General features: G+C 70.1%; 18 protein-coding genes, 1 pseudogene and 1 riboswitch. Of the genes and pseudogenes, 7 read left to right on the top strand and 12 right to left on the bottom strand.

The genetic code is table 11. The features are described from left to right. Positions 1 to 123, top strand: a pseudogene (locus FPZ47_RS29690) (HNH endonuclease signature motif containing protein); the annotation flags it as partial. Positions 124 to 132: 9 nt separating this feature from the next. On the opposite strand, the gene FPZ47_RS20050 reads toward FPZ47_RS29690, so the two are convergent. From FPZ47_RS20050 to FPZ47_RS20060, 3 genes are read right to left on the bottom strand one after another with little or no spacing between them, the layout of a single operon-like run. After that, positions 133 to 864 (bottom strand): class I SAM-dependent methyltransferase, encoded by a 732-nt coding sequence (locus tag FPZ47_RS20050; protein WP_144954366.1) that lies wholly within the window; start codon positions 862 to 864, stop codon positions 133 to 135. After that, the gene (gene metX, locus FPZ47_RS20055) at positions 861 to 2,021 is read right to left on the bottom strand and encodes a homoserine O-acetyltransferase MetX (RefSeq protein ID WP_144954363.1); all 1,161 of its coding nucleotides are present in this window, start codon (positions 2,019 to 2,021) and stop codon (positions 861 to 863) included. Before metX ends, FPZ47_RS20050 begins: the two co-directional genes overlap by 4 nt. An 11-nt stretch (positions 2,022 to 2,032) precedes the next feature. Continuing rightward, positions 2,033 to 3,400, bottom strand: coding sequence for a bifunctional o-acetylhomoserine/o-acetylserine sulfhydrylase (locus FPZ47_RS20060; protein WP_246133498.1), 1,368 nt, complete (start codon positions 3,398 to 3,400; stop codon positions 2,033 to 2,035). 283 nt (positions 3,401 to 3,683) lie between these two features. Then, a riboswitch (SAM riboswitch) is annotated at positions 3,684 to 3,801 on the bottom strand. Positions 3,802 to 3,957: 156 nt separating this feature from the next. Here FPZ47_RS20060 and FPZ47_RS20065 point away from each other — a divergent pair. Beyond that, the gene (locus tag FPZ47_RS20065) at positions 3,958 to 5,187 is read left to right on the top strand and encodes an NADP-dependent isocitrate dehydrogenase (RefSeq protein ID WP_144954357.1); all 1,230 of its coding nucleotides are present in this window, start codon (positions 3,958 to 3,960) and stop codon (positions 5,185 to 5,187) included. 63 nt (positions 5,188 to 5,250) lie between these two features. Here FPZ47_RS20065 and FPZ47_RS20070 read toward each other — a convergent pair whose 3' ends face one another. Beyond that, positions 5,251 to 6,132 (bottom strand): alpha/beta fold hydrolase, encoded by an 882-nt coding sequence (locus FPZ47_RS20070; protein WP_144954354.1) that lies wholly within the window; start codon positions 6,130 to 6,132, stop codon positions 5,251 to 5,253. Positions 6,133 to 6,238: 106 nt separating this feature from the next. Between FPZ47_RS20070 and trpS the strand changes: the two genes are divergently transcribed. Together trpS and yhjD are read left to right on the top strand one after the other, a co-directional pair. After that, complete coding sequence (gene trpS, locus FPZ47_RS20075) at positions 6,239 to 7,258, top strand: tryptophan--tRNA ligase (protein ID WP_144954351.1); 1,020 nt, start codon at positions 6,239 to 6,241, stop codon at positions 7,256 to 7,258. Between the two features lie 10 nt (positions 7,259 to 7,268). After that, positions 7,269 to 8,297, top strand: coding sequence for an inner membrane protein YhjD (gene yhjD, locus FPZ47_RS20080; protein WP_144954348.1), 1,029 nt, complete (start codon positions 7,269 to 7,271; stop codon positions 8,295 to 8,297). Here the strand turns inward: yhjD and nagA are convergent. The 8 genes from nagA to sdhC all read right to left on the bottom strand — a co-directional run bounded on the left by nagA (position 8,294) and on the right by sdhC (position 17,014). Next, positions 8,294 to 9,421, bottom strand: a complete 1,128-nt coding sequence (nagA, locus tag FPZ47_RS20085) for an N-acetylglucosamine-6-phosphate deacetylase (RefSeq protein WP_144954345.1) — start codon at positions 9,419 to 9,421, stop codon at positions 8,294 to 8,296. The two genes, yhjD and nagA, sit on opposite strands and share 4 nt — an antisense overlap. After that, positions 9,412 to 10,764, bottom strand: a complete 1,353-nt coding sequence (locus tag FPZ47_RS20090) for a sugar porter family MFS transporter (RefSeq protein ID WP_144954341.1) — start codon at positions 10,762 to 10,764, stop codon at positions 9,412 to 9,414. The genes nagA and FPZ47_RS20090 overlap by 10 nt, the downstream gene beginning before the upstream one ends. Further along, positions 10,761 to 11,993, bottom strand: coding sequence for a D-alanyl-D-alanine carboxypeptidase DacB1 (gene dacB1 / locus FPZ47_RS20095; RefSeq protein WP_144954338.1), 1,233 nt, complete (start codon positions 11,991 to 11,993; stop codon positions 10,761 to 10,763). The genes FPZ47_RS20090 and dacB1 overlap by 4 nt, the downstream gene beginning before the upstream one ends. 155 nt (positions 11,994 to 12,148) lie before the next feature. Beyond that, on the bottom strand, positions 12,149 to 13,495 hold the full coding sequence (locus FPZ47_RS20100) for an aspartate aminotransferase family protein (RefSeq protein WP_144954336.1): 1,347 nt from the start codon (positions 13,493 to 13,495) through the stop codon (positions 12,149 to 12,151). Positions 13,496 to 13,644: 149 nt separating this feature from the next. After that, positions 13,645 to 14,433 carry a succinate dehydrogenase iron-sulfur subunit gene (locus tag FPZ47_RS20105; protein ID WP_144954333.1) on the bottom strand — a complete coding sequence of 263 codons (789 nt, stop codon included), beginning with the start codon at positions 14,431 to 14,433 and terminating at the stop codon, positions 13,645 to 13,647. Further along, positions 14,433 to 16,205: a succinate dehydrogenase flavoprotein subunit gene (sdhA, locus tag FPZ47_RS20110; protein WP_144954330.1), complete on the bottom strand. Its 1,773-nt coding sequence runs from the start codon at positions 16,203 to 16,205 to the stop codon at positions 14,433 to 14,435. Before sdhA ends, FPZ47_RS20105 begins: the two co-directional genes overlap by 1 nt. Before the next feature lie 3 nt (positions 16,206 to 16,208). Then, a complete protein-coding gene (locus FPZ47_RS20115) occupies positions 16,209 to 16,679 on the bottom strand; it encodes a succinate dehydrogenase hydrophobic membrane anchor subunit (protein ID WP_144954327.1) in 471 nt (156 codons plus the stop codon). Then, positions 16,676 to 17,014 (bottom strand): succinate dehydrogenase, cytochrome b556 subunit, encoded by a 339-nt coding sequence (sdhC, locus tag FPZ47_RS20120; protein WP_246133497.1) that lies wholly within the window; start codon positions 17,012 to 17,014, stop codon positions 16,676 to 16,678. The genes FPZ47_RS20115 and sdhC overlap by 4 nt, the downstream gene beginning before the upstream one ends. 240 nt (positions 17,015 to 17,254) lie before the next feature. On the opposite strand from sdhC, the gene FPZ47_RS20125 reads away from it, so the two are divergent. The 3 genes from FPZ47_RS20125 to FPZ47_RS20135 all read left to right on the top strand — a co-directional run. Then, on the top strand, positions 17,255 to 17,650 hold the full coding sequence (locus FPZ47_RS20125) for a cytidine deaminase (RefSeq protein ID WP_144954322.1): 396 nt from the start codon (positions 17,255 to 17,257) through the stop codon (positions 17,648 to 17,650). Further along, positions 17,647 to 18,924 (top strand): thymidine phosphorylase, encoded by a 1,278-nt coding sequence (locus FPZ47_RS20130; RefSeq protein ID WP_144954319.1) that lies wholly within the window; start codon positions 17,647 to 17,649, stop codon positions 18,922 to 18,924. Before FPZ47_RS20125 ends, FPZ47_RS20130 begins: the two co-directional genes overlap by 4 nt. Further along, the coding region (locus FPZ47_RS20135) for an adenosine deaminase (protein WP_144954316.1) at positions 18,921 to 19,972 on the top strand (1,052 nt) is incomplete at its 3' end. The genes FPZ47_RS20130 and FPZ47_RS20135, both read left to right, overlap by 4 nt.

Consider the following 19,972-nt stretch of genomic DNA (forward strand, 5'->3'; position numbering starts at 1 on the left):
GACACCGAATGGATCCCACCCCCACACCTCGAGCGCGGCCAACCCCGCACCAACACCTACTGGCACCCCGAAAAACTGCTGCGCCGCAACGACGACGACGAGGACGACGGGGACGGAAGCTGACCGCGCCGGTCAACCCGCCAGCGTCGCCCGGATGCACACGGTGACGTACGGCAGCGCCAGACCCGTCGAATTGGCCAGCGCGGGATGGCCGGCCAGCAGCTCGCGAACCTGGTCCAGCGTCCTGGTCCGCACCTCCGCCGGTGAGGTGATGCAGTAGCTGCGCGACGCCACCAGATCGATCAACGCCTGCGGCGTCAGGTAGTTCGTCCACTCCACGCGGTGGCGCTCCAGCGCGGTGAACGGTGCGGGCAGCGTCACGTCCAGCCGGCCGTCGTCGTCGCTGCCGATGATCTCGCCCAGCTCGCGCACCCAGCCGAGCCGTTCGTCGCGGGTGTTCCAGACCAGGCCCAGCCGCCCGCCCGGCCGCAGTACGCGGGCCACCTCCGGTACCGCCCGGGCGGGATCCACCCAGTGCCATGCCTGGGCGACCAGCACGGCGTCAACACTGTTGTCGGGCAGCGGAATCCCTTCCGCGGTGCCCAACAGCGCCCGGGTTTCCGGCAGCGCGTCGCGCAGCACTTCCAGCATGTCGGGGATCGGATCGACCGCCACCACGTCCAGGCCGCGTTCGACCAGCCGGGTGGTCAGCTTGCCCGTGCCCGCGCCCAGATCGAGCACCTGGCGCGCGCCGGCCGGCAGCAGCCAGTCGATCGCCTCCGGCGGGTAGGACGGGCGGCCACGCTCGTAAGCGGAGGCCGCCGAGCCGAACGACAGGGAGCGCTCCTGTCTCGGCCGGGTCACCGCCGACACGCGCCTTCGACCCCCCCTGCCTGGGCGGCCAGGACGAGGGTCTTGCGGATCAATTCGCCGACCGCCTCGGACTCCACCAGGAAGCCGTCGTGCCCGCAGACGGAGTCGACGACCTGCAGGCCGGGGCAGCCCGGGAGCAGATCGGCCAACTCCTCCTGTAGGCGCAGCGGGTAGAGCCGGTCGGAGGTGATGCCGCCGACCACGGCCGGCACCGGGCACCTGCACAGGGCCTGGCGCACCCCGCCGCGGCCGCGACCGACGTCGTGGCTGTTCAGCGCCTCGGTCAAGACCACGTAGCTGCCGGCGTCGAAGCGGGACAACAGCTTGTCGCCCTGATGCTCGAGGTAGCTCTGCACCGCGTAGCGGCCACCGTGGAGCGGGTCCTCCTGTCCGGGATCGCCCTGGCCGTCGTTGGCGAATCGCGTGTCGAGTTCCACCTCGCCGCGGTAGGTCAGGTGCGCGAAGCGGCGGGCGATCGTCAGACCGTCCTCCGGTTTGCGTCCGCTGTCGTGGTAGTCGCCGCCCTGCCAGTTGGGGTCGGCCTTGATGGCCGCGATCTGAGTGGTCTGGGTGCCGATCTGGTCGGCGGTGGCGCGCGCGCCGACCGCCAGCAGCAGCCCCGCCCGTACCCGGTCGGGGTGACCGACCATCCATTCCAAAGCCCTTGCGCCGCCCATGGATCCACCGACGACGGCGGCGACCTCGTTGATGCCCAGCGCGGCCAGCGCACAGATGTCGGCCTCCACCTGGTCGCGCACGGTGATCAGCGGAAACCTTGAGCCCCAAGGCTTCCCGTCCCGGGCGCGCGAGCTGGGCCCGGTGGAGCCCCGGCAGCCGCCCAGCACATTGGTGGCCACCGCGCACCAGCGATTGGTGTCGATCGGCGCGCCCGGCCCGATCATGCCGTCCCACCAGCCGGGCGTGGGATGCCCGGGCCCGGCCGGCCCGCTGACGTGGGAGTCGCCGGTGAGCGCGTGCAGGACCACCACCACGTTGTCGCGCGTGGGGGAGAGCTCACCCCAGCGCTGGACGGCGATGCAGACGTCGTCGATCACCGCACCGCTTTCGGTGGTCAGCGCACCGATGTGGACGAAGCCGATCTCGCCCTCGGTGGGCAGCGTCTGGGTGGGGAACTCCGAGATCGTCATGTCAGCTCGCCTCAGCAGGCCGCCACCGCGTGCGGGTCGCCGCTGGACTGCGTCGATGGCCTCGTCCCACCGTGTTTGCGGGCCGCGGCGAAACCGAGCTCGAGGTCGGCCAGGATGTCGTCGATGCCCTCGATGCCGACGGCCAGCCGCACCAGCCCGGGGCTGACGCCGGTGGAGAGCTGCTCCGCCGGGCTCAGCTGAGCGTGGGTGGTCGACGCGGGGTGGATCACCAGCGAGCGCACGTCGCCGATGTTGGCGACGTGGCTGTGCAGCTTGAGCGCGTTGACGAACGCCTTACCGGCCTCGACGCCGCCGGCCAACTCGAACGAGAGGACGGCCCCGGTGCCCTTGGGCGCCAGCTTCTTTGCGCGCGCGTGCCACGGCGAGCCGGGCAGGCCCGCGTAGTTGACCGACAGCACGCCGTCATGGGCGGCCAGGAACTCGGCGACCCGCTGCGCGTTGGCGACGTGGCGCTCCATGCGCAGGCTCAGTGTCTCGATGCCCTGAGCGACCAGGAACGCGTTGAACGGCGAGGCGGCCGACCCGAGGTCGCGCAGCAGTTGCACGCGCGCCTTCAGCGCGAACGCCGGCGGCCCCAGCTCGGCGTACACCACGCCGTGGTAGCTCGGGTCGGGCGTGGTGAAACCGGGGAAGCGGCCCTGCGTCCAGTCGAACGTGCCGCCGTCGACGATGACGCCGGCGATCGCGGCGCCGTGCCCACCCAGGTACTTGGTGGCCGAGTGCACCACGATGTCGGCGCCGTGCGCGAACGGCTGGATGAGGTAGGGCGTGGCGACGGTGTTGTCGACGATCAGCGGCACCCCGTTGGCGTGGGCGACTCCGGCGACGCCGGGGATGTCCAGCACGTCGATCTTGGGGTTGGAGATGGTCTCGCCGAAGAACGCCTTCGTGTTCGGCCCGGCCGCGGCCTGCCAGGAGTCCAGGTCGTCGGGGTCCGCGACGAAGGTGACCTCGATGCCGAGCTTGGCCAGCGAATAGTGCAACAGGTTGTACGTGCCGCCGTAGAGCCGCGGGCTCGCCACGATGTGATCTCCGGCACCCGCGACGTTCAATATGGCGAATGTCTCAGCGGCCTGCCCCGAACTCAGGAACAGCGCCGCCACGCCGCCTTCCAGCGCGGCGATGCGCTGTTCGACGACGTCGGTGGTCGGGTTGCCCAGCCGGGTGTAGATGTTGCCGGGCACCTCGAGGCCGAACAGCGCGGCGGCGTGCGCGGTGTCGTTGAAGGTGTAGGACGTGGTCTGGTAGATCGGCAGGGCACGGGCGTGGGTCGCCGAGTCGGGCTGCTGGCCGGCATGGATCTGCTTGGTGTCGAAGGACCAGTGCGCGCTCGGATCGGCTTCATCGTTGGCGGTGATACCGGACGTGCTGTTTTCGGTGCTCACGGATGGTTGCTTTCTGCTGGACAGGGGCGAATCGGGTATCGGGGGCAGCCGCGCGGAACGTCACCACCGGTGACGTCAACCGGCGCGGCGGCCGGCTAACAACGACACACGAGTCGACACATAAGCCGATCCGAAAGAGCTGGAAGCCGATCCGAAAGAGCTGGAAGCCGATCCGAAAGAGCTGGAAGCCGATCCGAAAGAGCTGGAGAGATGATGCGCATCACGTTTCCCCTCTAGTCAGGGGTCCGTTATGGCGGACCCGCGCTTGCCGCGCAGCCTGTGGCTACTAGACCTGGTCTTTCACCCGGGGCACCCCACCGCGGTTGGAGGGTTGCCGGCCAGCAAGCCGGGGCTTAGCGCTGGCGCTCATGACCGATATGAAGCTTATCTCATAACACCGAGCGGATGCCAACTCCCGCGGCGGCGCGGCCGTTCACCGGCCCGCCGGGGCCGACGGCGACCTTTAGTAGTCTGGCCTCACGAGCGACCGCTCGCCGAAGCTTCCCAGTTGCTGGAGGATGTGGACACAGATGTCCAAGGACGCCAAGATCAAGGTCAAGGGCCCGGTAGTAGAGCTCGACGGCGACGAGATGACCCGCGTCATCTGGAAGCTCATCAAGGACAGGCTGATCCTGCCGCACCTCGACATCAACCTGGATTACTACGACCTGGGCATCGAGCACCGGGACCGCACCAACGACCAGGTCACCATCGATGCCGCCTACGCGATCAAGAAGCACGGGGTGGGCGTCAAGTGCGCGACCATCACCCCCGACGAGGCCCGCGTCCAGGAGTTCAACCTGAAGAAGATGTGGCTCTCCCCGAACGGGACGATCCGGAACATCTTGGGCGGCACCATCTTCCGCGAACCGATCGTGATCTCGAACGTGCCCCGGCTGGTTCCGGGCTGGACCAAGCCGATCGTGATCGGCCGCCACGCGTTCGGGGACCAGTACCGGGCCACCAACTTCAAGGTCGACAAGCCGGGCACCGTCACGCTGACGTTCACCCCGTCCGACGGCAGCGAGCCGATGGTGCACGAGGTGGTGACCATCCCCGAGCACGGCGGCGTCGTGATGGGGATGTACAACTTCAAGGACTCCATCCGGGACTTCGCGCGCGCCTCGTTCGCCTACGGCCTGAACGCCAAGTGGCCGGTGTACCTGTCCACCAAGAACACCATCCTCAAGGCCTACGACGGCATGTTCAAGGACGAGTTCCAGCACATCTACGAAACCGAGTTCAAGGACAAGTTCGAAGCCGAGGGGCTCACCTACGAGCACCGGCTGATCGACGACATGGTCGCCGCGTGCCTGAAATGGGAGGGCGGCTACGTCTGGGCCTGCAAGAACTACGACGGCGACGTCCAGTCCGACACCGTCGCGCAGGGCTACGGGTCGCTGGGGCTGATGACCTCGGTGCTGATGACCGCCGACGGCAAGACGGTGGAGGCCGAAGCCGCACACGGCACCGTGACCCGGCACTTCCGGCAGTACCAGGCCGGCAAACCGACCTCCACCAACCCGATCGCGTCGATCTTCGCCTGGACGCGCGGGCTGCAGCACCGCGGCAAGCTCGACAACACACCGCAGGTGTGCGAGTTCGCGCAGACGCTCGAGGACGTCGTCATCGCCACGGTCGAGAGCGGCAAGATGACCAAGGACCTGGCCATCCTCATCGGCCCCGACCAGCAGTGGCAGCAGAGCGAGGAATTCCTCAATTCGATCGCCGAGAACCTGGAGAAGGAACTGGCCAACTAGGCCCCGCTACTGGGGCCCCGCTACTGGGGCCCCGGCTACTGGGCCCCGCTACTGGGGCCCCGGCTACTGGGCCCCGGCCTGTTGGCGGCCTGCCGGCCGGCCCGGATCGGCGGCGCGCTCCTCGAGGAAGCCGGTGATCGCCCCGGCGACGCGGTCGGGCGCCTCGAACATCGGGATGTGGCCCACGCCGTCGAGCCGGGTGACCTTGTGCCCGTCCGGCAGGTGGGTGGTGAAATGCCGGCTGAACCGGGGTGCGGGCACCACCCGGTCCTTCTCGCAGATCACCAGGTGCGCGGGCACGGCGTTCTCCGCGAGCTCGCGCAGGCCGGGCAGCAGCAGCGACTTGACCAGCAGCTGGAAGTAGGCGGGGCAGTGGGCGACGTCGTCGATGCAGCCCAGCAGCTGTTCCTCGCTGACCCCCTCGGGCGATGCGCTGATCGCGTAGGTGGCCAGTCGCCGGCTCAACGGCAGACCCAGCACGCGGGGCCCGAACAACCAGGCCAGCACCAACAGCGGGATGCCCAGGACGAACTTGGCGATCACCTCGAACTTGTGCGGGCTCCAGCGCGTCCAGCCGCCGGCCGGGGCGATGCCGGTGACGGTGCGCGCCCGCCCGCGCCGCTCCAGCTCGAAGGCGACCCAGCCGCCCAGCGAGTTGCCGACGATGTGGGCGTCCCGCCAGCCCAGCTCGTCCATCTGCCGCTCGACGTGATCGGCCAGCACCGCCGAGGACAGAAACCAGGTGCCCGCCTTCGGCCCGCCGTTGTGGCCGGCCATCGTCGGCGCGAACACCTCGTAGCGGCCCGCGTCGGCCAGCCGCCGGGCCACGTCCTCCCACACCGCCTGCGACAGCAGGAACGGGTGCAGCAGCACGACCGGCTCCCTGGATCCCAGCTGGCCGGAACCCAGATGGATCGGTGGACGACTCCCCGCGCTGCTCCCCATACCGCCGACATTAAAGGCGGTACCGCCGGTACCGCAAGCGGGCGCCCGGGGGGTGCCGCCGGTGGCTGAGGGGGGCGGTGGCCCCGCATGAAAGGATCGGAACATCATGAGCACAGCCACCGGACCCCGCCGGATCTTCTCCGGCGTGCAGCCCACGTCCGACTCGCTGCACCTCGGCAACGCGCTGGGCGCGGTCGCGCAGTGGGTGGCGCTGCAGGACGACCATGACGCGTTCTTCTGCGTGGTGGACCTGCACGCCATCACCGTCGCGCAGGACCCCGAGGCGCTGCGCCGCCGCACCCTGGTGACCGCCGCCCAGTACCTGGCGCTGGGCATCGACCCCGGCCGCAGCACCGTGTTCGTGCAAAGCCACGTGCCCGCCCACACCCAGTTGGCATGGGTGCTGGGCTGCTTCACCGGCTTCGGGCAGGCGTCGCGGATGACGCAGTTCAAGGACAAGTCGACACGCCAGGGCAGCGACTCGACCACCGTGGGCCTGTTCACCTACCCGGTGCTGCAGGCCGCCGACGTGCTGGCCTACGACAGCGACCTGGTCCCGGTGGGCGAGGACCAGCGCCAGCACCTCGAGCTGGCGCGCGACGTCGCCCAGCGGTTCAACGCCCGCTTCCCGGGTACCTTCGTGGTTCCCGACGTGCTGATCCCCAAGGCCACCGCCAAGATCTACGACCTGGCCGACCCCACGTCGAAGATGAGCAAGTCGGCGGCCACCGATGCCGGATTGATCAACCTGCTCGACGATCCGGCCAAGTCCGCCAAGAAGATCCGCTCGGCGGTGACCGACAGCGAGCGCGAGATCCGGTTCGACCCCGAGGCCAAGGCGGGCGTGTCCAACCTGCTGACCATCCAGTCGGCGGTCACCGGCGTCGGCGTGGACAAGCTGGTCGGGGACTACGCCGGCCGCGGTTACGGCGACCTGAAGAAGGACACCGCCGAGGCGGTCGTCGAGTTCGTCGGCCCGATCAAGACCCGCGTCGACGCATTGCTGGCGGACCGCAGCGAACTGGAGGGCGTGCTGAGGGCCGGGGCGCAGCGCGCCGAGGATGTGGCGGGCGAAACGGTCCGGCGGGTCTACGATCGGCTGGGGTTCCTTCCGCAACGGAGGTAGCGCGTTTCCTATGGGCGAACCGGGCAGGCCTGGGCTCCTCGATCGGCTGCGGACCCGGTACGCGCGCTTCGACCACCTGATGCGGGCCTATCAGCGCTTCGACGACCGCAACGGCGGGTTCTTCGCGGCCGGCCTCACCTATTACACGATTTTCGCGCTGTTCCCGTTGCTCATGGTCGGTTTCGCGGTCTTCGGGTTCGTGCTGGCCCGGCGACCTCGGCTGCTGGGCACCATCGACAACCACATCCGGTCCCAGGTGTCCGGGCCGCTGGGCGAGCAGCTGCTCGACCTGATGAACTCGGCGATCGAGGCGCGCACGTCGGTCGGCGTCATCGGCCTGGCCGCCGCGATCTGGGGGGGCCTGAGCTGGATATCGCATCTGCGTCAGGCGCTGACCGAGATGTGGTGGGAGCGGCGCCTCGGGTCGCCGGGCTTCGTGCACAACAAACTCTCCGACCTGCTGGCCCTGTTGGGTACGTTCGCGGTGACCATGGCCACCATCGGTCTCACCACCCTCGGCCACGCGGCGCCCCTGGCCGCTGTTCTGAAATGGCTTGGTATGCCCAGGCTTTCGTTGTTCGACTGGTTGTTCTGGTTGATGTCCATCGTGATCTCGACGCTGATGTCGTGGCTGTTGTTCACCTGGATGATCGCGCGCCTGCCCCGCGCGAAGGTGAGCCTGGTCGACTCCGCCCGGGCGGGGTTGGCGGCGGCGCTCGGCTTCGAACTGTTCAAGCAGGTGGGGTCGGCCTACCTGAAGGTGGTCCTGCGCAGCCCGGCCGGCGCCACCTTCGGCCCGGTGCTGGGGCTGATGGTGTTCGCCTACATCACGGCCTATCTCGTCCTGTTCTGCGCCGCCTGGGCGGCCGTCGCGGCGGCGGACCCGCGGGCGCGGCCCGTGGAGCCGCCCGCGCCCGCGCTCATCAGCCCACGGGTGCGGCGGGACGAGGGTCTGCGCACGCGCCAGACGGCGACCGCGATGGCGGTGGGGGCCATTGGCGCGCTTGCCGTCTCCCGGTTGGCCCGCCGCCCGCGTTAGCCGCGCTCGGGCACCCGCCAGTCGCCGCGGACCATGACGGCGGCGACGTGCCAATCCCGTTGCAGCACAACCAGGTCAGCGTCGTAGCCGGTCCGCAGGACGCCGACGCGCTGCAGGCCGAGCGCCCGCGCCGGTGTCGCCGCGGTCACCTGCACCGCCTCGGCCAGTCCGGCGCGCCGCGCCACCGCGCGGAAGAGCCGGTCCATGGTGGCGGTGCTGCCGGCGATCGTGTCCGTCCCGCGGACCCGCGCGACGCCGGAGACCACCTCGACCGGTACCGCCCCGAGCCGGAACGTGCCGTCGTCGCAGCCGGCCGCGGCGATGGCGTCGGTCACGACGGCGACCCGCTGCGGACCGGCGGCGCGCAGCACCGCGTCCACGACGGCCGGATGCAGGTGCACGCCGTCGGCGATGAGCTCGACGGTCACGCCCGGGTCCCCCAGCAGGGCCAGTGCCGGCCCGGGCTCGCGGTGGTGCAGCGGCGGCATCGCGTTGAACAGATGCGTGCCGACCGTCGCGCCCAGTCCGATCGCGTGTGTGGTCTGCTCGTAGGTGGCATCCGAATGCCCAATCGCCACAACGACACCCGCGTCGAGGAAACGCCGGATCGCCGCGTCGCCGCCGGGTCGCTCGGGCGCCAGCGTGACCATCCGGATCGCACCGCCGCCGGCGTCGAGCACGGCGTCGATCTCGGCGGGGTCCGGGTCACGCAGCGCGCTGCGGTCGTGCGCGCCGCAGCGCGCCGCGCTCAGCCACGGCCCCTCGAGGTGGATGCCCGCGACGGTGCCCCGCCGGGCCGCCCCGGCGAGCGCGCGGACCCCGGCGAGCAGCTCCGCCGGCGCGGCGGTGACCAGGCTGGCCAGCGTCGTGGTGGTGCCGTGCCGCAGGTGGAACGCGGCGGCGTCGCCGATCTCCTGCGCGACCGGGTAGGAGGCGCCGCCGCCGCCGTGCACGTGCATGTCGACAAATCCCGGCACCACAACCGAATCGGGGAAATCGCGGTCGGGCGCGCGGGGCGGCGGGCCGCCCCCGCACCCCAGGATCCGGCCGCCGGAGGTGTCCAGCCATCCGGGCCGGCGGATCTGCCCGTCGAGGACCATGGTCCCCGCACTGATCAGGGGCATGGGTTGTCCCAGCGTCCGCCGTTCTCCCAGAAATGCCGGATGTCCTCGAGTGCGCGGCCCTTGGTCTCCGGCGCGTAGCGGTAGACGACGCCGAACGCGATCACCGTGAGAACCGCGAACACCGCGAAAGCCCCGGCGCCGCCGAGGATGTGCAGCATGGTCAGGAAGACGGCGGCCACGATCGCGTTGGCGACCAGGTTCGAGGTCAGCATCGTGCTCGACCCGATGGACCGCAGCCGCGTCGGGAAGCTCTCGCTGGCGTAGACCCAGCCCAGGGAGCCGAAACCCAGGGTGAATCCGACGATGAACAGCAGCATGCCGGCCAAACCGAGGACCACGCCGCCCACGCCCCGCCCGAACACGACCATCAGCACGACGTCGGCGGCGATCATCATCGCGATGCCGCACAACAGGACCGGGCGCCGGCCCAGCCGGTCGACCAGCAGCAGAGCCGTGAACACCGCCCCCAGGCCGGCGACCTGAACCAGCGCCGGCAATCCCAGCAGCGCGAAATCGCCGGTGAACCCCATGGCCTCGAAAATCCTTGGGCTGTAGTAGATGACCGCGTTGATGCCGGTGATCTGGATCAGGAAGCCGAGCGCGACGACGAACAGGGTGGCCCGCCGATACGGTGGCCGCAGCATCTCGGCCACGCCGCCCCCGGCGCCCTCGCCCACCGCGCGGCCGATCTCGGCGAGTTCGTCCTCGACCCTCGCGGTCGGCTCCACCCGCAGCAGTGCCGCGCGCGCGTCGGCGGTCCTGCCCTTCATCACGTACCACCGCGCGGTGTCGGGCATGCGGGCAAGCAACGGCAGCAACAGCATTGCGGGCACCGCCGCCAGCCCCAGCATCCAGCGCCAGCCGTGGGTGCCGGCCAACAGGTACCCGGTGAGGTAGCCGACGATGAGCCCGCTGACGGTGGCCAGCTGGTAGACCGTCAGCAGCGACCCGCGCACCGCCGCCGGAGCCGACTCCGCGACGTAGACCGGCACCACCACGATCGAGACGCCGACGGTCAGACCCAGCAGGAACCGGGCCGTCAACAACATCGGCAACGAGACCGACAGCGCACCCAGCACCGCGAACGCCGCATAGCCGGCCAGCAGCACCACCACCGACCTCTTGCGCCCGATCGCGTTGGCCAGCACGCCGGCGCCCAGGGCCCCGGCGATCTGGCCGAGCACCGCCATCGTCGTCAACAGTTCCTGCTGGCGCGTCGTGAGCCCGAACTCGCCGGTGACGAACAGTTGGACGCCGGCGATGATGGACAGGTCGTAGCCGTAGACGACGCCGACGCTGGCGGCGGTCAACCCGACCCGCAGGCCCCCGCGCCGAGTGCTCAACGATGTTGCGGCCGGCGGTTCGTCGACCGCGCCGCCATGATCAGCCCGAAGACGACGACCGTGCCGATGACGCCCACCCCCACCCGCACCGGCACCGCGTCGGCCGACGTCATGAGCCCGGCGGCCTGCGCGCCGCCGGCGCGCTCGGCGGCACCGTCGGGCCTGGTGGGTGCCAGCGAGGGGTCGGGCGCGACCAGCGAGCCGACCTGGGTGCCCGGCGGCGTGGCGAAGCCGTAGTCGAGCAGGTGCGCGGCCTGCTCCCACGGGGCGATGGGCTGCCGGGTCCCGTGCAGCAGCACCGCCACCAGCCGCCGTCCGTCGTGGTTGGCCGCGCCGACGAAGGTCTGACCGGCGTCGTCGGTGTAGCCGGTCTTCCCGCCGAGTGCGCCGGGATAGTTGTAGAGCAGCTTGTTGTCGTTCTCCAGCTCGTAGCCGGGGTGGTCGCCGTGGCCGGGGAACTCGAAGGTCCGGGTCGCGACGATGTCGGCGAACACGGGGTTACCCCACGCGTAGCGGTAGAACAGGCCGATGTCGTAGGCCGAGGTGCTCATGCCCGGGCCGTCCAGACCGGACGGGGTCGCCACCCGGGTGTCGCGGCCGCCGAGCTTGGCGGCCAGCACGTTGATCTTCTCCAGCGCCTGCTGCATCCCGCCGAGCTGAATGGCCAGCGCGTGCGCGGCGTCGTTGCCGGAGTGCATCAGCAACCCGTGCAACAGCTGGTTGACCGTGTACACCCCGCCCTCGGTGACGCCGACCTTGGTGCCCTCCACGGCGGCGTCCTCGGCGGTGCCCGGGACCGCCGTGTTCTGGTTGAGCGTGTTGATGGACGCCATCGCGACCAGCACCTTGATGACGCTGGCCGGCCGGTGCCGCGCGTGCGGGTCCTTGGCGGCGATCACCGCGCCGCTGTCGAGATCGGCCACCAGCCAGGCGTCGGCGGAGACGTCGGTGGGCAGCAGCGGTGTGTCGGGGGCGACGATGACGCCGCAGCTGCCGAGCGCCTCGCCGCCGACCGGCTTGGGGGGCACCGCGAGCGGGAGCGGCGGGTCGCCCGCCTGGGGGACTTCCGACGAGTCCACCGCGGGCGGGGTGGCCACCTTGTAGGGGCAGTTGGCCCCTCCGGTGTTGGGCGCGGGCTCGGCCCACGCCGCGGGCGCACCCGGCGTGGCCGGGGCCGCCATCGCCAATACCGCCGCTGCCAGGCACGACGCGAAACGTGGGACGCTCATCGATTCTGCAGACTAGGCGATCCGCGGGCCGATCAGCGGGAGCCGCGCTGTGACCAGTGGGACGGAAGTTACTCACCTGCGCCGCGAAGGTGCATTCCGCCACGCCGCCACTCGCGAAATGCGTCGCCGGTTGCACTCTCGCGACCTCGACGCTCCTAGAGCCGCGCCCAGGCCTCCGTCAGCACGCTGCGCAGGATGGACTCGATGGTGTCGAACTCGGCCTGACCGCTGATCAGCGGCGGCGCCACCTGGATCACGGGGTCGCCGCGGTCGTCGGCGCGGCAGTACAGGCCGGCCTCGAACAGCGCCGGCGACAGGTAGCCGTGCAGCAGCCGCTCGCACTCGGTGTCGCTGAAGGTCTCCTTCGTCGCCTTGTCCTTGACCAACTCGATGCCGTAGAAGTAGCCCTCTCCGCGCACGTCGCCGACGATCGGCAGGTCGTGGAGCTTCTCCAGCGTGGCGCGGAAGGCCGGGGCGTGGTGCCTGACCCGGTCGTTGAGCCCCTCGCGCTCGAAGATGTCCAGGTTGGCCAGCCCGACGGCGGCCGACACCGGGTGGCCGCCGAAGGTGTAGCCGTGCGGGAAGACCGTGCTGCCGTCGTTGAACGGCTCGAACAGCCTCTCGGTGGCGATCATCGCGCCCAGCGGCGAGTAGCCCGACGTCATCCCCTTGGCGCAGGTGATCATGTCGGGCACGTAGCCGAAGTCTCCGATATCGGATGAGCAGGCGAACATCGACCCGATCCGGCCGAACGCGCAGATCACCTCGTCGGACACCAGTAGCACGTCGTAGGCGTCGCAGATCTCGCGCACCCGTCCGAAATAGCCCGGGGGAGGCGGGATCGCGCCCCCCGCGTTCTGCACGGGCTCCAGGAAGACCGCGGCGACGGTGTCGGGCCCCTCGAACTCGATCGCCTCGGCGATCCGGTCGGCGGCCCACCGCCCGAAAGCCTTGTCATCGTGGGCAAATGGCTCGGGTGCGCGGTAGAAGTTCGTGTTGGGCACCCGGAACCCGCCGGGCGTCACCGGCTCGAACGGCGCCTTGTACGACGGCAGCCCGGTGATCGCCAGCGCGCCGTGGGTGGTGCCGTGGTAGGCGATCGAGCGCGAAATGACCTTGTGCTTACCGGGTTTGCCGGTGAGCTTGAAGTACTGCTTGGCCAGCTTCCACGCGGTTTCGACGGCCTCGGAGCCGCCGGTGGTGAAGAACACGCGGTTCACCTCGCCCGGGGCGTAATGCGCCAGGCGCTCGGCGAGCTCGATCGCGGTCGGGGTGGCGTACCCCCAGAGCGGGAAATACGCCAGCGTGCTCGCCTGCCGGGCGGCGACCTCGGCGAGTTCGGTGCGGCCGTGGCCGACCTGCACCGTGAACAGACCGGACAGCGCGTCCAGGTAGCTTTTGCCGCGGTCGTCGAAGATGGTGACGCCCTCGCCGCGGGTGATGATCGGATGCGTGACGCCCGCGCCGTGCCGGGCGAAATGCAACCAGAGGTGATCGGTCATGGTGCCCGAGAGTAGCGCCACGCTCGGGCCACGACCTCGGGGCAGCGGGTCGCGTTCCCGCTGCACTGCCGCGAGCGTGCGTGTCTGTACGCCGACACGCCGCAGATGATGGCAGTCCGCGCACCCTCGTGGGGAAGCAGTGGGCCTGCTCAGCGCGAGAAGATCAGCGCGCGCTTGACCTCCTGGATCGCCTTGGTGACCTCGATGCCCCGCGGGCAGGCGTCGGTGCAGTTGAACGTGGTCCGGCAGCGCCACACGCCGTCGACCTCGTTGAGGATGTCCAGGCGCTCGGCGGTGGCCTCGTCGCGGCTGTCGAAGATGAACCGGTGCGCGTTGACGATCGCCGCCGGGCCGTAGTAGCTGCCCTCGTTCCAGAACACCGGGCAGCTCGTGGTGCACGCCGCGCACAGGATGCACTTGGTGGTGTCGTCGTAGCGGGCGCGGTCGGTGGGGCTCTGGATGCGTTCGCGCGTCGGGGGGTTGCCGGTGGTCACCAGGTACGGCTGCACCGCCCGGTAGGCGTCGAAGAACGGCTCCATGTCGACCACCAGGTCCTTTTCGACGGGCAGTCCGCGGATCGGTTCGACCGTGACGGTCAGCTGCTTGCCCTTTTTCTCGGGCAGCAGGTCGCGCATCAGCACCTTGCAGGCCAGCCGGTTGACGCCGTTGATGCGCATCGCGTCCGAGCCGCACACCCCGTGCGCGCAGGAGCGCCGGAAGGTCAGCGTCCCGTCCAGGTAGCTCTTGATGTAGATCAGCAGGTTCAGCAGCCGGTCACTCGGCAGGCATGGCACCCGAAAGCTCTGCCAACCACCGGTTTCGGCGAACGCGTCGGGCTGGTCGGGGTTGAACCGGGCGATCTTCACGGTCACCATCGCGGCGCCCTCGGGGATCGGCGGCAGTGGCGGCTGCCTGGTCGGCTCGACGTGCGCTGCCATCAGTACTTCCGTTCCATGGGTTCGTAACGGGTCTGCGCGACGGGCTTGAAATCCAGCGCGATGTCGCTCAGCAGGTCGGTGCCCTGCTTATCGGCCCCAATTTCCTTGTAGGCCATGGTGTGACGCATGTAGTTGACGTCGTCGCGGTCGGGGTAGTCCTCGCGGGCATGCCCGCCGCGGGACTCCTTGCGGTTGAGCGCGCCGACCACGGTGACCTCGGCCAGCTCCAGCAGGAAACCCAGCTCGATCGCTTCCAGCAGGTCGCTGTTGAACCTTTTCCCCTTGTCGTGCACCGAGATTCGCGAATACCGCTCCTTGAGCGCGTGGATATCGTTCAGCGCCTGCTTCAGCGTGTCCTCGGTGCGGAACACCGCGGCGTTGTTGTCCATCGTCTGCTGCAGGGCCCCGCGGATGTCGGCGACGCGCTCGTTGCCCTGCTCGGAGAGGATGTCGCCCACCCAGCCGATCACCATCGCCTCGGGGTTCGGCGGCATGTCGACGAAGTCGTGGCCCCGCGCGTAGGCGGCCGCGGCGATGCCGGCCCGGCGGCCGAACACGTTGATGTCCAGCAGCGAGTTGGTGCCCAGGCGGTTGGCGCCGTGCACCGACACGCACGCGCACTCGCCGGCCGCGTACAGGCCCGGGACGGTGGATACGTTGTCCCGCAGCACCTGTCCGGTGACGGTGGTCGGGATGCCGCCCATCACGTAGTGGCACGTCGGGTAGACCGGGACCAGCTCGCGCACCGGGTCCACGCCCAGGTAGGTGCGGGCGAACTCGGTGATGTCGGGGAGCTTCGCCGCCAGCACGTCCGCGCCCAGGTGGCGGACGTCGAGGTAGACGTAGTCCTTGTGCGGGCCCGCGCCGCGGCCCTCCAGCACCTCCAGCACCATCGAGCGCGCGACGATGTCGCGCGGGGCCAGGTCGACGATCGTGGGGGCGTAGCGCTCCATGAACCGCTCGCCGTCGGCGTTGAGCAACCGGCCGCCCTCGCCGCGCACCGCCTCGGAGATCAGGATGCCCAGCCCGGCCAGCCCGGTCGGATGGAACTGATGAAACTCCATGTCCTCCAAGGGAAGTCCCTTGCGGAACACGATGCCGATGCCGTCGCCGGTCAGGGTGTGCGCGTTGGAGGTCGTCTTGTACATCCGGCCCGAACCGCCGGTGGCGATCACCACGGCCTTGGCGTGGAAGACGTGGATCTCGCCGGTGGCCAGCTCGTAGGCCACCACGCCGGTGGCCACCGGGCCGCCCGGGGCCTGGGTCAAAACCAGGTCCAGCGCATAGAACTCGTTGAAGAACTCCACGTCGTGCTTGACGCAGTTCTGGTACAGCGTCTGCAGGATCATGTGGCCGGTGCGGTCGGCGGCGTAGCAGGCGCGGCGCACCGGGGCCTTGCCGTGCTCGCGGGTGTGCCCGCCGAAGCGGCGCTGGTCGATGCGGCCCTCGGGGGTGCGGTTGAACGGCATCCCCATCTTCTCCAGGTCGAGCACCGCGTCGATGGCTTCCCGGCACATGATCTCCACCGCGTCCTGGTCGGCCAGGTAGTCGCCGCCCTTGACGGTGTCGAAGGTGTGCCACTCCCAGTTGTCGTCCTCGACGTTGGCCAGGGCGGCGCACATGCCGCCCTGGGCGGCGCCGGTGTGGCTGCGGGTCGGGTACAGCTTGGTCAGCACCGCGGTGCGCACCCGGGGGGCGGCCTCGACGGCGGCCCGCATCCCGGCACCGCCGGCGCCGACGATCACCACGTCGTAGCGGTGTCGGGAAATCACTTCTCAGCCTCCGATGTTGGGGTCGAACGTCAGGATCACGTAGGTTCCCAACACCAGCGTGAAAACCATCGACAACACCAGCAGCGATTTCAGCCAGAAGCGGCTGCTGTCCTTGCGGGTGTAGTCGTCGATGATGACGCGTAAACCGTTGCCTCCGTGCAGCTGAGCCAGCCACAGCAGCAGCAGATCCCACGTCTGCCAGAACGGCGACGCCCAGCGCTGCGCCACGTAGTTGAAGTCGATGCGGTACACCCCGTCGTCGGCCATCAGCATGACGAACAGGTGCCCGATCGCCAGGAACACCAGCACGACCCCCGAGAACCGCATGAACAGCCACGCGAACTTCTCGAAGTTTCCGATGCCGGCGCGCCGCCGCGGCGCGCGGGGGTTGTCCAGGCCGGCGGGGCGGTCGTGGCTGCGCTGGCGGACCGGTGCTTGCTGCCCCCGTCCGAGCGCAAGGTCGGGGCCGCTCATCGGAAGTGCGCCATCAGGTGGATGCCCAGCACCACGCCGGCGGGGACGATGAGCAGCAGGAAGACGATGCCGACGACCCACAGCATGAGCCGCTGGTGGCGGGTGCCGTCGGCCCAGAAGTCGATCAGGGTCACCCGGATCCCGTTGAGCGCGTGGAACAGCACCGCGGCGACCAGCCCGAACTCCATCAGGCCGACCACCGGTGTCTTGTAGGTCGCGAGCACCTCGTCGTAGGCCTGGGGAGCCACCCGCACCAGGGCGGTGTCCAGGACGTGGACGAACAGGAAGAAGAAGATCGTCGCGCCGCTGATGCGGTGCAGCACCCACGACCACATGCCCGGGTCGCCCCGGTACAGGGTCCGGGGCGGCCGCCGTCTGCGTGCCGCTTTCGCCGGACCAGCGGTTGTCGTACTCACCCTGTGCTCACCGCCTCCCTGGACGTCGGCCGGGCATCAGCCAGGCGTTTCAGCCTAACGCGGTCAGGTTACGGCGCCGCCGGACCGCCCATCCGGCCCGGCGGCGTCGCGGGGTTAGGGTGGCTGTCTGGTGTGGCCCATCATCGGACGGGGTGCGGTATGCCTGAGGTTGACTGGAATGCATTGCGCGGCAAGGCCATCGACGTCGCGGCCCACGCGTACGCGCCGTATTCGCGCTTCGCGGTCGGTGCGGCGGCGCTGGTCGGCGACGGCCGGGTGGTCACCGGCTGCAATGTGGAGAATGTCTCATATGGCCTTGGTCTCTGCGCCGAGTGCTCGGTGGTGTCCGCGCTGTACGCGACGGGCGGCGGGCGCCTGGTGGCGTTGTCGTGCGTCGACGCGACGGGGGCGCCGCTGATGCCGTGCGGGCGGTGTCGCCAGGTGCTGATCGAGCACGGCGGCCCCGGGCTGCTGATCGACCATCCGGCCGGGCCGCGCCGGCTCGGCGACTTGCTGCCCGACGCCTTCGGCCCCGACGACCTGGCGCGGCCATGACGTTCGACGCGCCGACGGTGATCAGGACCAAGCGCGACGGCGGCCGGCTCTCCGATGCCGCCATCGACTGGGTCGTCGACGCCTACACCTATGGCCGGGTCGCCGCCGAACAGATGTCGGCGCTGTTGATGGCGATCGTGTGGCGCGGCATGGACCGCGGCGAGATCGCCAGGTGGACCACGGCGATGCTGGCCTCGGGCGCGCGGCTCGACTTCGGGGACCTGCCCCTGCCGACCGTCGACAAGCACTCCACCGGCGGGGTCGGCGACAAGATCACCCTGCCGCTCGTGCCGGTCGTCGCGGCCTGCGGTGCCGCGGTGCCCCAGGCGTCGGGTCGCGGGCTCGGGCACACCGGCGGCACCCTGGACAAGCTGGAGTCCATCGCCGGGTTCACCGGCGAACTGTCCAATCAGCGTGTGCGCGAACAGCTTCGGCAGGTCGGCGCGGCGATCTTCGCCGCGGGGGAGCTGGCCCCCGCCGACGCCAAGCTGTACGCGTTGCGCGACATCACCGGCACCGTCGAGTCGCCGGCGCTGATCGCCAGTTCGGTGATGAGCAAAAAGCTGGCCGAGGGGGCGGGCGCGCTGGTGCTCGACGTGAAGGTCGGCTCCGGGGCGCTGACGTCCTCGCCGGCGCAGGCCCGGGAACTGGCGCACATCATGGTCGAGCTGGGCGCGGCCCGCGGGGTGCCCACCCGCGCGCTGCTGACGGACATGAACAGCCCGCTGGGCGCGACCGTCGGCAACGCGCTGGAGGTCACCGAATCGCTGGAGGTGCTGGCCGGCGGCGGCCCGCCCGACGTGGTGGAGCTGACGTTGGCGCTGGCCGGCGAGATGCTGGCGCTGGCCGGGATCGACGACCGCGACCCCGCCCAGACGCTGCGCGACGGGACCGCGATGGACCGGTTCCGCCGGCTCGTCGCCGCCCAGGGCGGCGACTTGTCGGTACCGTTGCCCATCGGTGCGCATTCCGAGACCGTGACCGCCGCCCGGGGCGGCACAATGGGCGATATCGACGCGATGGCGGTGGGAATGGCGGCTTGGCGGCTCGGTGCGGGGCGATCCCGCCCCGGCGGGGCGGTGCAGCCGGGCGCCGGCATCAGGATCCACCGCCGCCCGGGGGAGCCGGTGGCGCCGGGCGCCCCGTTGTTCACCCTCTACACCGACACCCCCGAACGCCTCGGCGCCGCGATCGCCGAGCTGGACGGCGGCTACCGCGTCGGCCCCACACCCCCGCAGCCCAGAACGCTGATCATCGATCGGATCCTCACGTGAGCGAACTGGACCTCGAGCAGATCACCAAGGCACCCAAGGCGCTGCTGCACGATCACCTCGACGGCGGGCTGCGCCCGGCGACCGTCGTCGACATCGCGGGGGCGACCGGGTACGACGGCCTGCCCGCCACCGACGTCGACGAGCTGGCCACGTGGTTTGCCACCCGCTCGCACAGCGGCTCGCTGGAGCGCTACCTGGAGCCGTTCTCGCACACGGTGGCCGTGATGCAGACCCCCGACGCGCTGCACCGCGTGGCCCGGGAGTGCGTGGAGGACCTGGCCGCCGATGCGGTGGTCTACGCCGAGATCCGGTTCGCCCCTGAACTGCACATCGACCGCGGGCTGTCCTTCGACGAGATCGTCGACGCCGTGCTGGCCGGCTTCGCCGACGGCGAGAAGGCCTGCGCCGCTGCCGGCCGCCCGATCGTGGTGCGGCTGTTGGTGACCGCGATGCGGCACGCCGCGGTGTCGCGGGAGATCGCCGGGCTGGCGATCCGCTGGCGGGACCGCGGAGTCGTCGGGTTCGACATCGCCGGGGCCGAGGCCGGCAACCCGCCGACACGGCACCTGGACGCGTTCGAGTACATGCGGGACAACAACGCGCGCTTCACCATTCACGCGGGCGAGGCGTTCGGGCTGCCGTCCATCCACGAGGCGATCGCGTTCTGCGGCGCCGACCGGCTGGGCCACGGGGTGCGCATCGTCGACGACATCGACGTGTTGGGGGACGGACAGGTCCGGCTGGGCCGGCTCGCGTCGATCCTGCGGGACAAGCGCGTCCCGCTGGAGCTGTGCCCGAGCTCCAACGTGCAGACCGGCGCGGTCAAGAGCATCTCCGGGCACCCGTTCGACCTGCTGGCCCGCACGCGGTTCCGGGTCACCGTGAACACCGACAACCGGTTGATGAGCGACACCTCGATGAGCATGGAGATGTTTCGGTTGGCGGAGGCGTTCGGCTACGGGTGGAGCGACCTGGAGCGGTTCACCATCAACGCGATGAAGTCGGCGTTCATCCCGTTCGACCAGCGCCTGGCGATCATCGACGAGGT

Source organism: Mycobacterium helveticum (assembly GCF_007714205.1).
Lineage (GTDB): Bacteria > Actinomycetota > Actinomycetes > Mycobacteriales > Mycobacteriaceae > Mycobacterium > Mycobacterium helveticum.

What these genes read in the sequence shown, in the direction of transcription:
- dacB1 (WP_144954338.1), bottom strand. Translation starts at nt 11,993, where the DNA reads ATGAGCGTCCCACGTTTCGCGTCGTGCCTGGCAGCGGCGGTATTGGCG.
- trpS (WP_144954351.1), top strand. Translation starts at nt 6,239, where the DNA reads ATGAGCACAGCCACCGGACCCCGCCGGATCTTCTCCGGCGTGCAGCCC.
- yhjD (WP_144954348.1), top strand. Translation starts at nt 7,269, where the DNA reads ATGGGCGAACCGGGCAGGCCTGGGCTCCTCGATCGGCTGCGGACCCGG.
- FPZ47_RS20065 (WP_144954357.1), top strand. Translation starts at nt 3,958, where the DNA reads ATGTCCAAGGACGCCAAGATCAAGGTCAAGGGCCCGGTAGTAGAGCTC.
- FPZ47_RS20125 (WP_144954322.1), top strand. Translation starts at nt 17,255, where the DNA reads ATGCCTGAGGTTGACTGGAATGCATTGCGCGGCAAGGCCATCGACGTC.
- nagA (WP_144954345.1), bottom strand. Translation starts at nt 9,421, where the DNA reads ATGCCCCTGATCAGTGCGGGGACCATGGTCCTCGACGGGCAGATCCGC.
- FPZ47_RS20105 (WP_144954333.1), bottom strand. Translation starts at nt 14,433, where the DNA reads ATGGCAGCGCACGTCGAGCCGACCAGGCAGCCGCCACTGCCGCCGATC.
- metX (WP_144954363.1), bottom strand. Translation starts at nt 2,021, where the DNA reads ATGACGATCTCGGAGTTCCCCACCCAGACGCTGCCCACCGAGGGCGAG.
- sdhC (WP_246133497.1), bottom strand. Translation starts at nt 17,014, where the DNA reads ATGTGGTCGTGGGTGCTGCACCGCATCAGCGGCGCGACGATCTTCTTC.
- FPZ47_RS20130 (WP_144954319.1), top strand. Translation starts at nt 17,647, where the DNA reads ATGACGTTCGACGCGCCGACGGTGATCAGGACCAAGCGCGACGGCGGC.
- FPZ47_RS20115 (WP_144954327.1), bottom strand. Translation starts at nt 16,679, where the DNA reads ATGAGCGGCCCCGACCTTGCGCTCGGACGGGGGCAGCAAGCACCGGTC.
- FPZ47_RS20070 (WP_144954354.1), bottom strand. Translation starts at nt 6,132, where the DNA reads ATGGGGAGCAGCGCGGGGAGTCGTCCACCGATCCATCTGGGTTCCGGC.
- FPZ47_RS20100 (WP_144954336.1), bottom strand. Translation starts at nt 13,495, where the DNA reads ATGACCGATCACCTCTGGTTGCATTTCGCCCGGCACGGCGCGGGCGTC.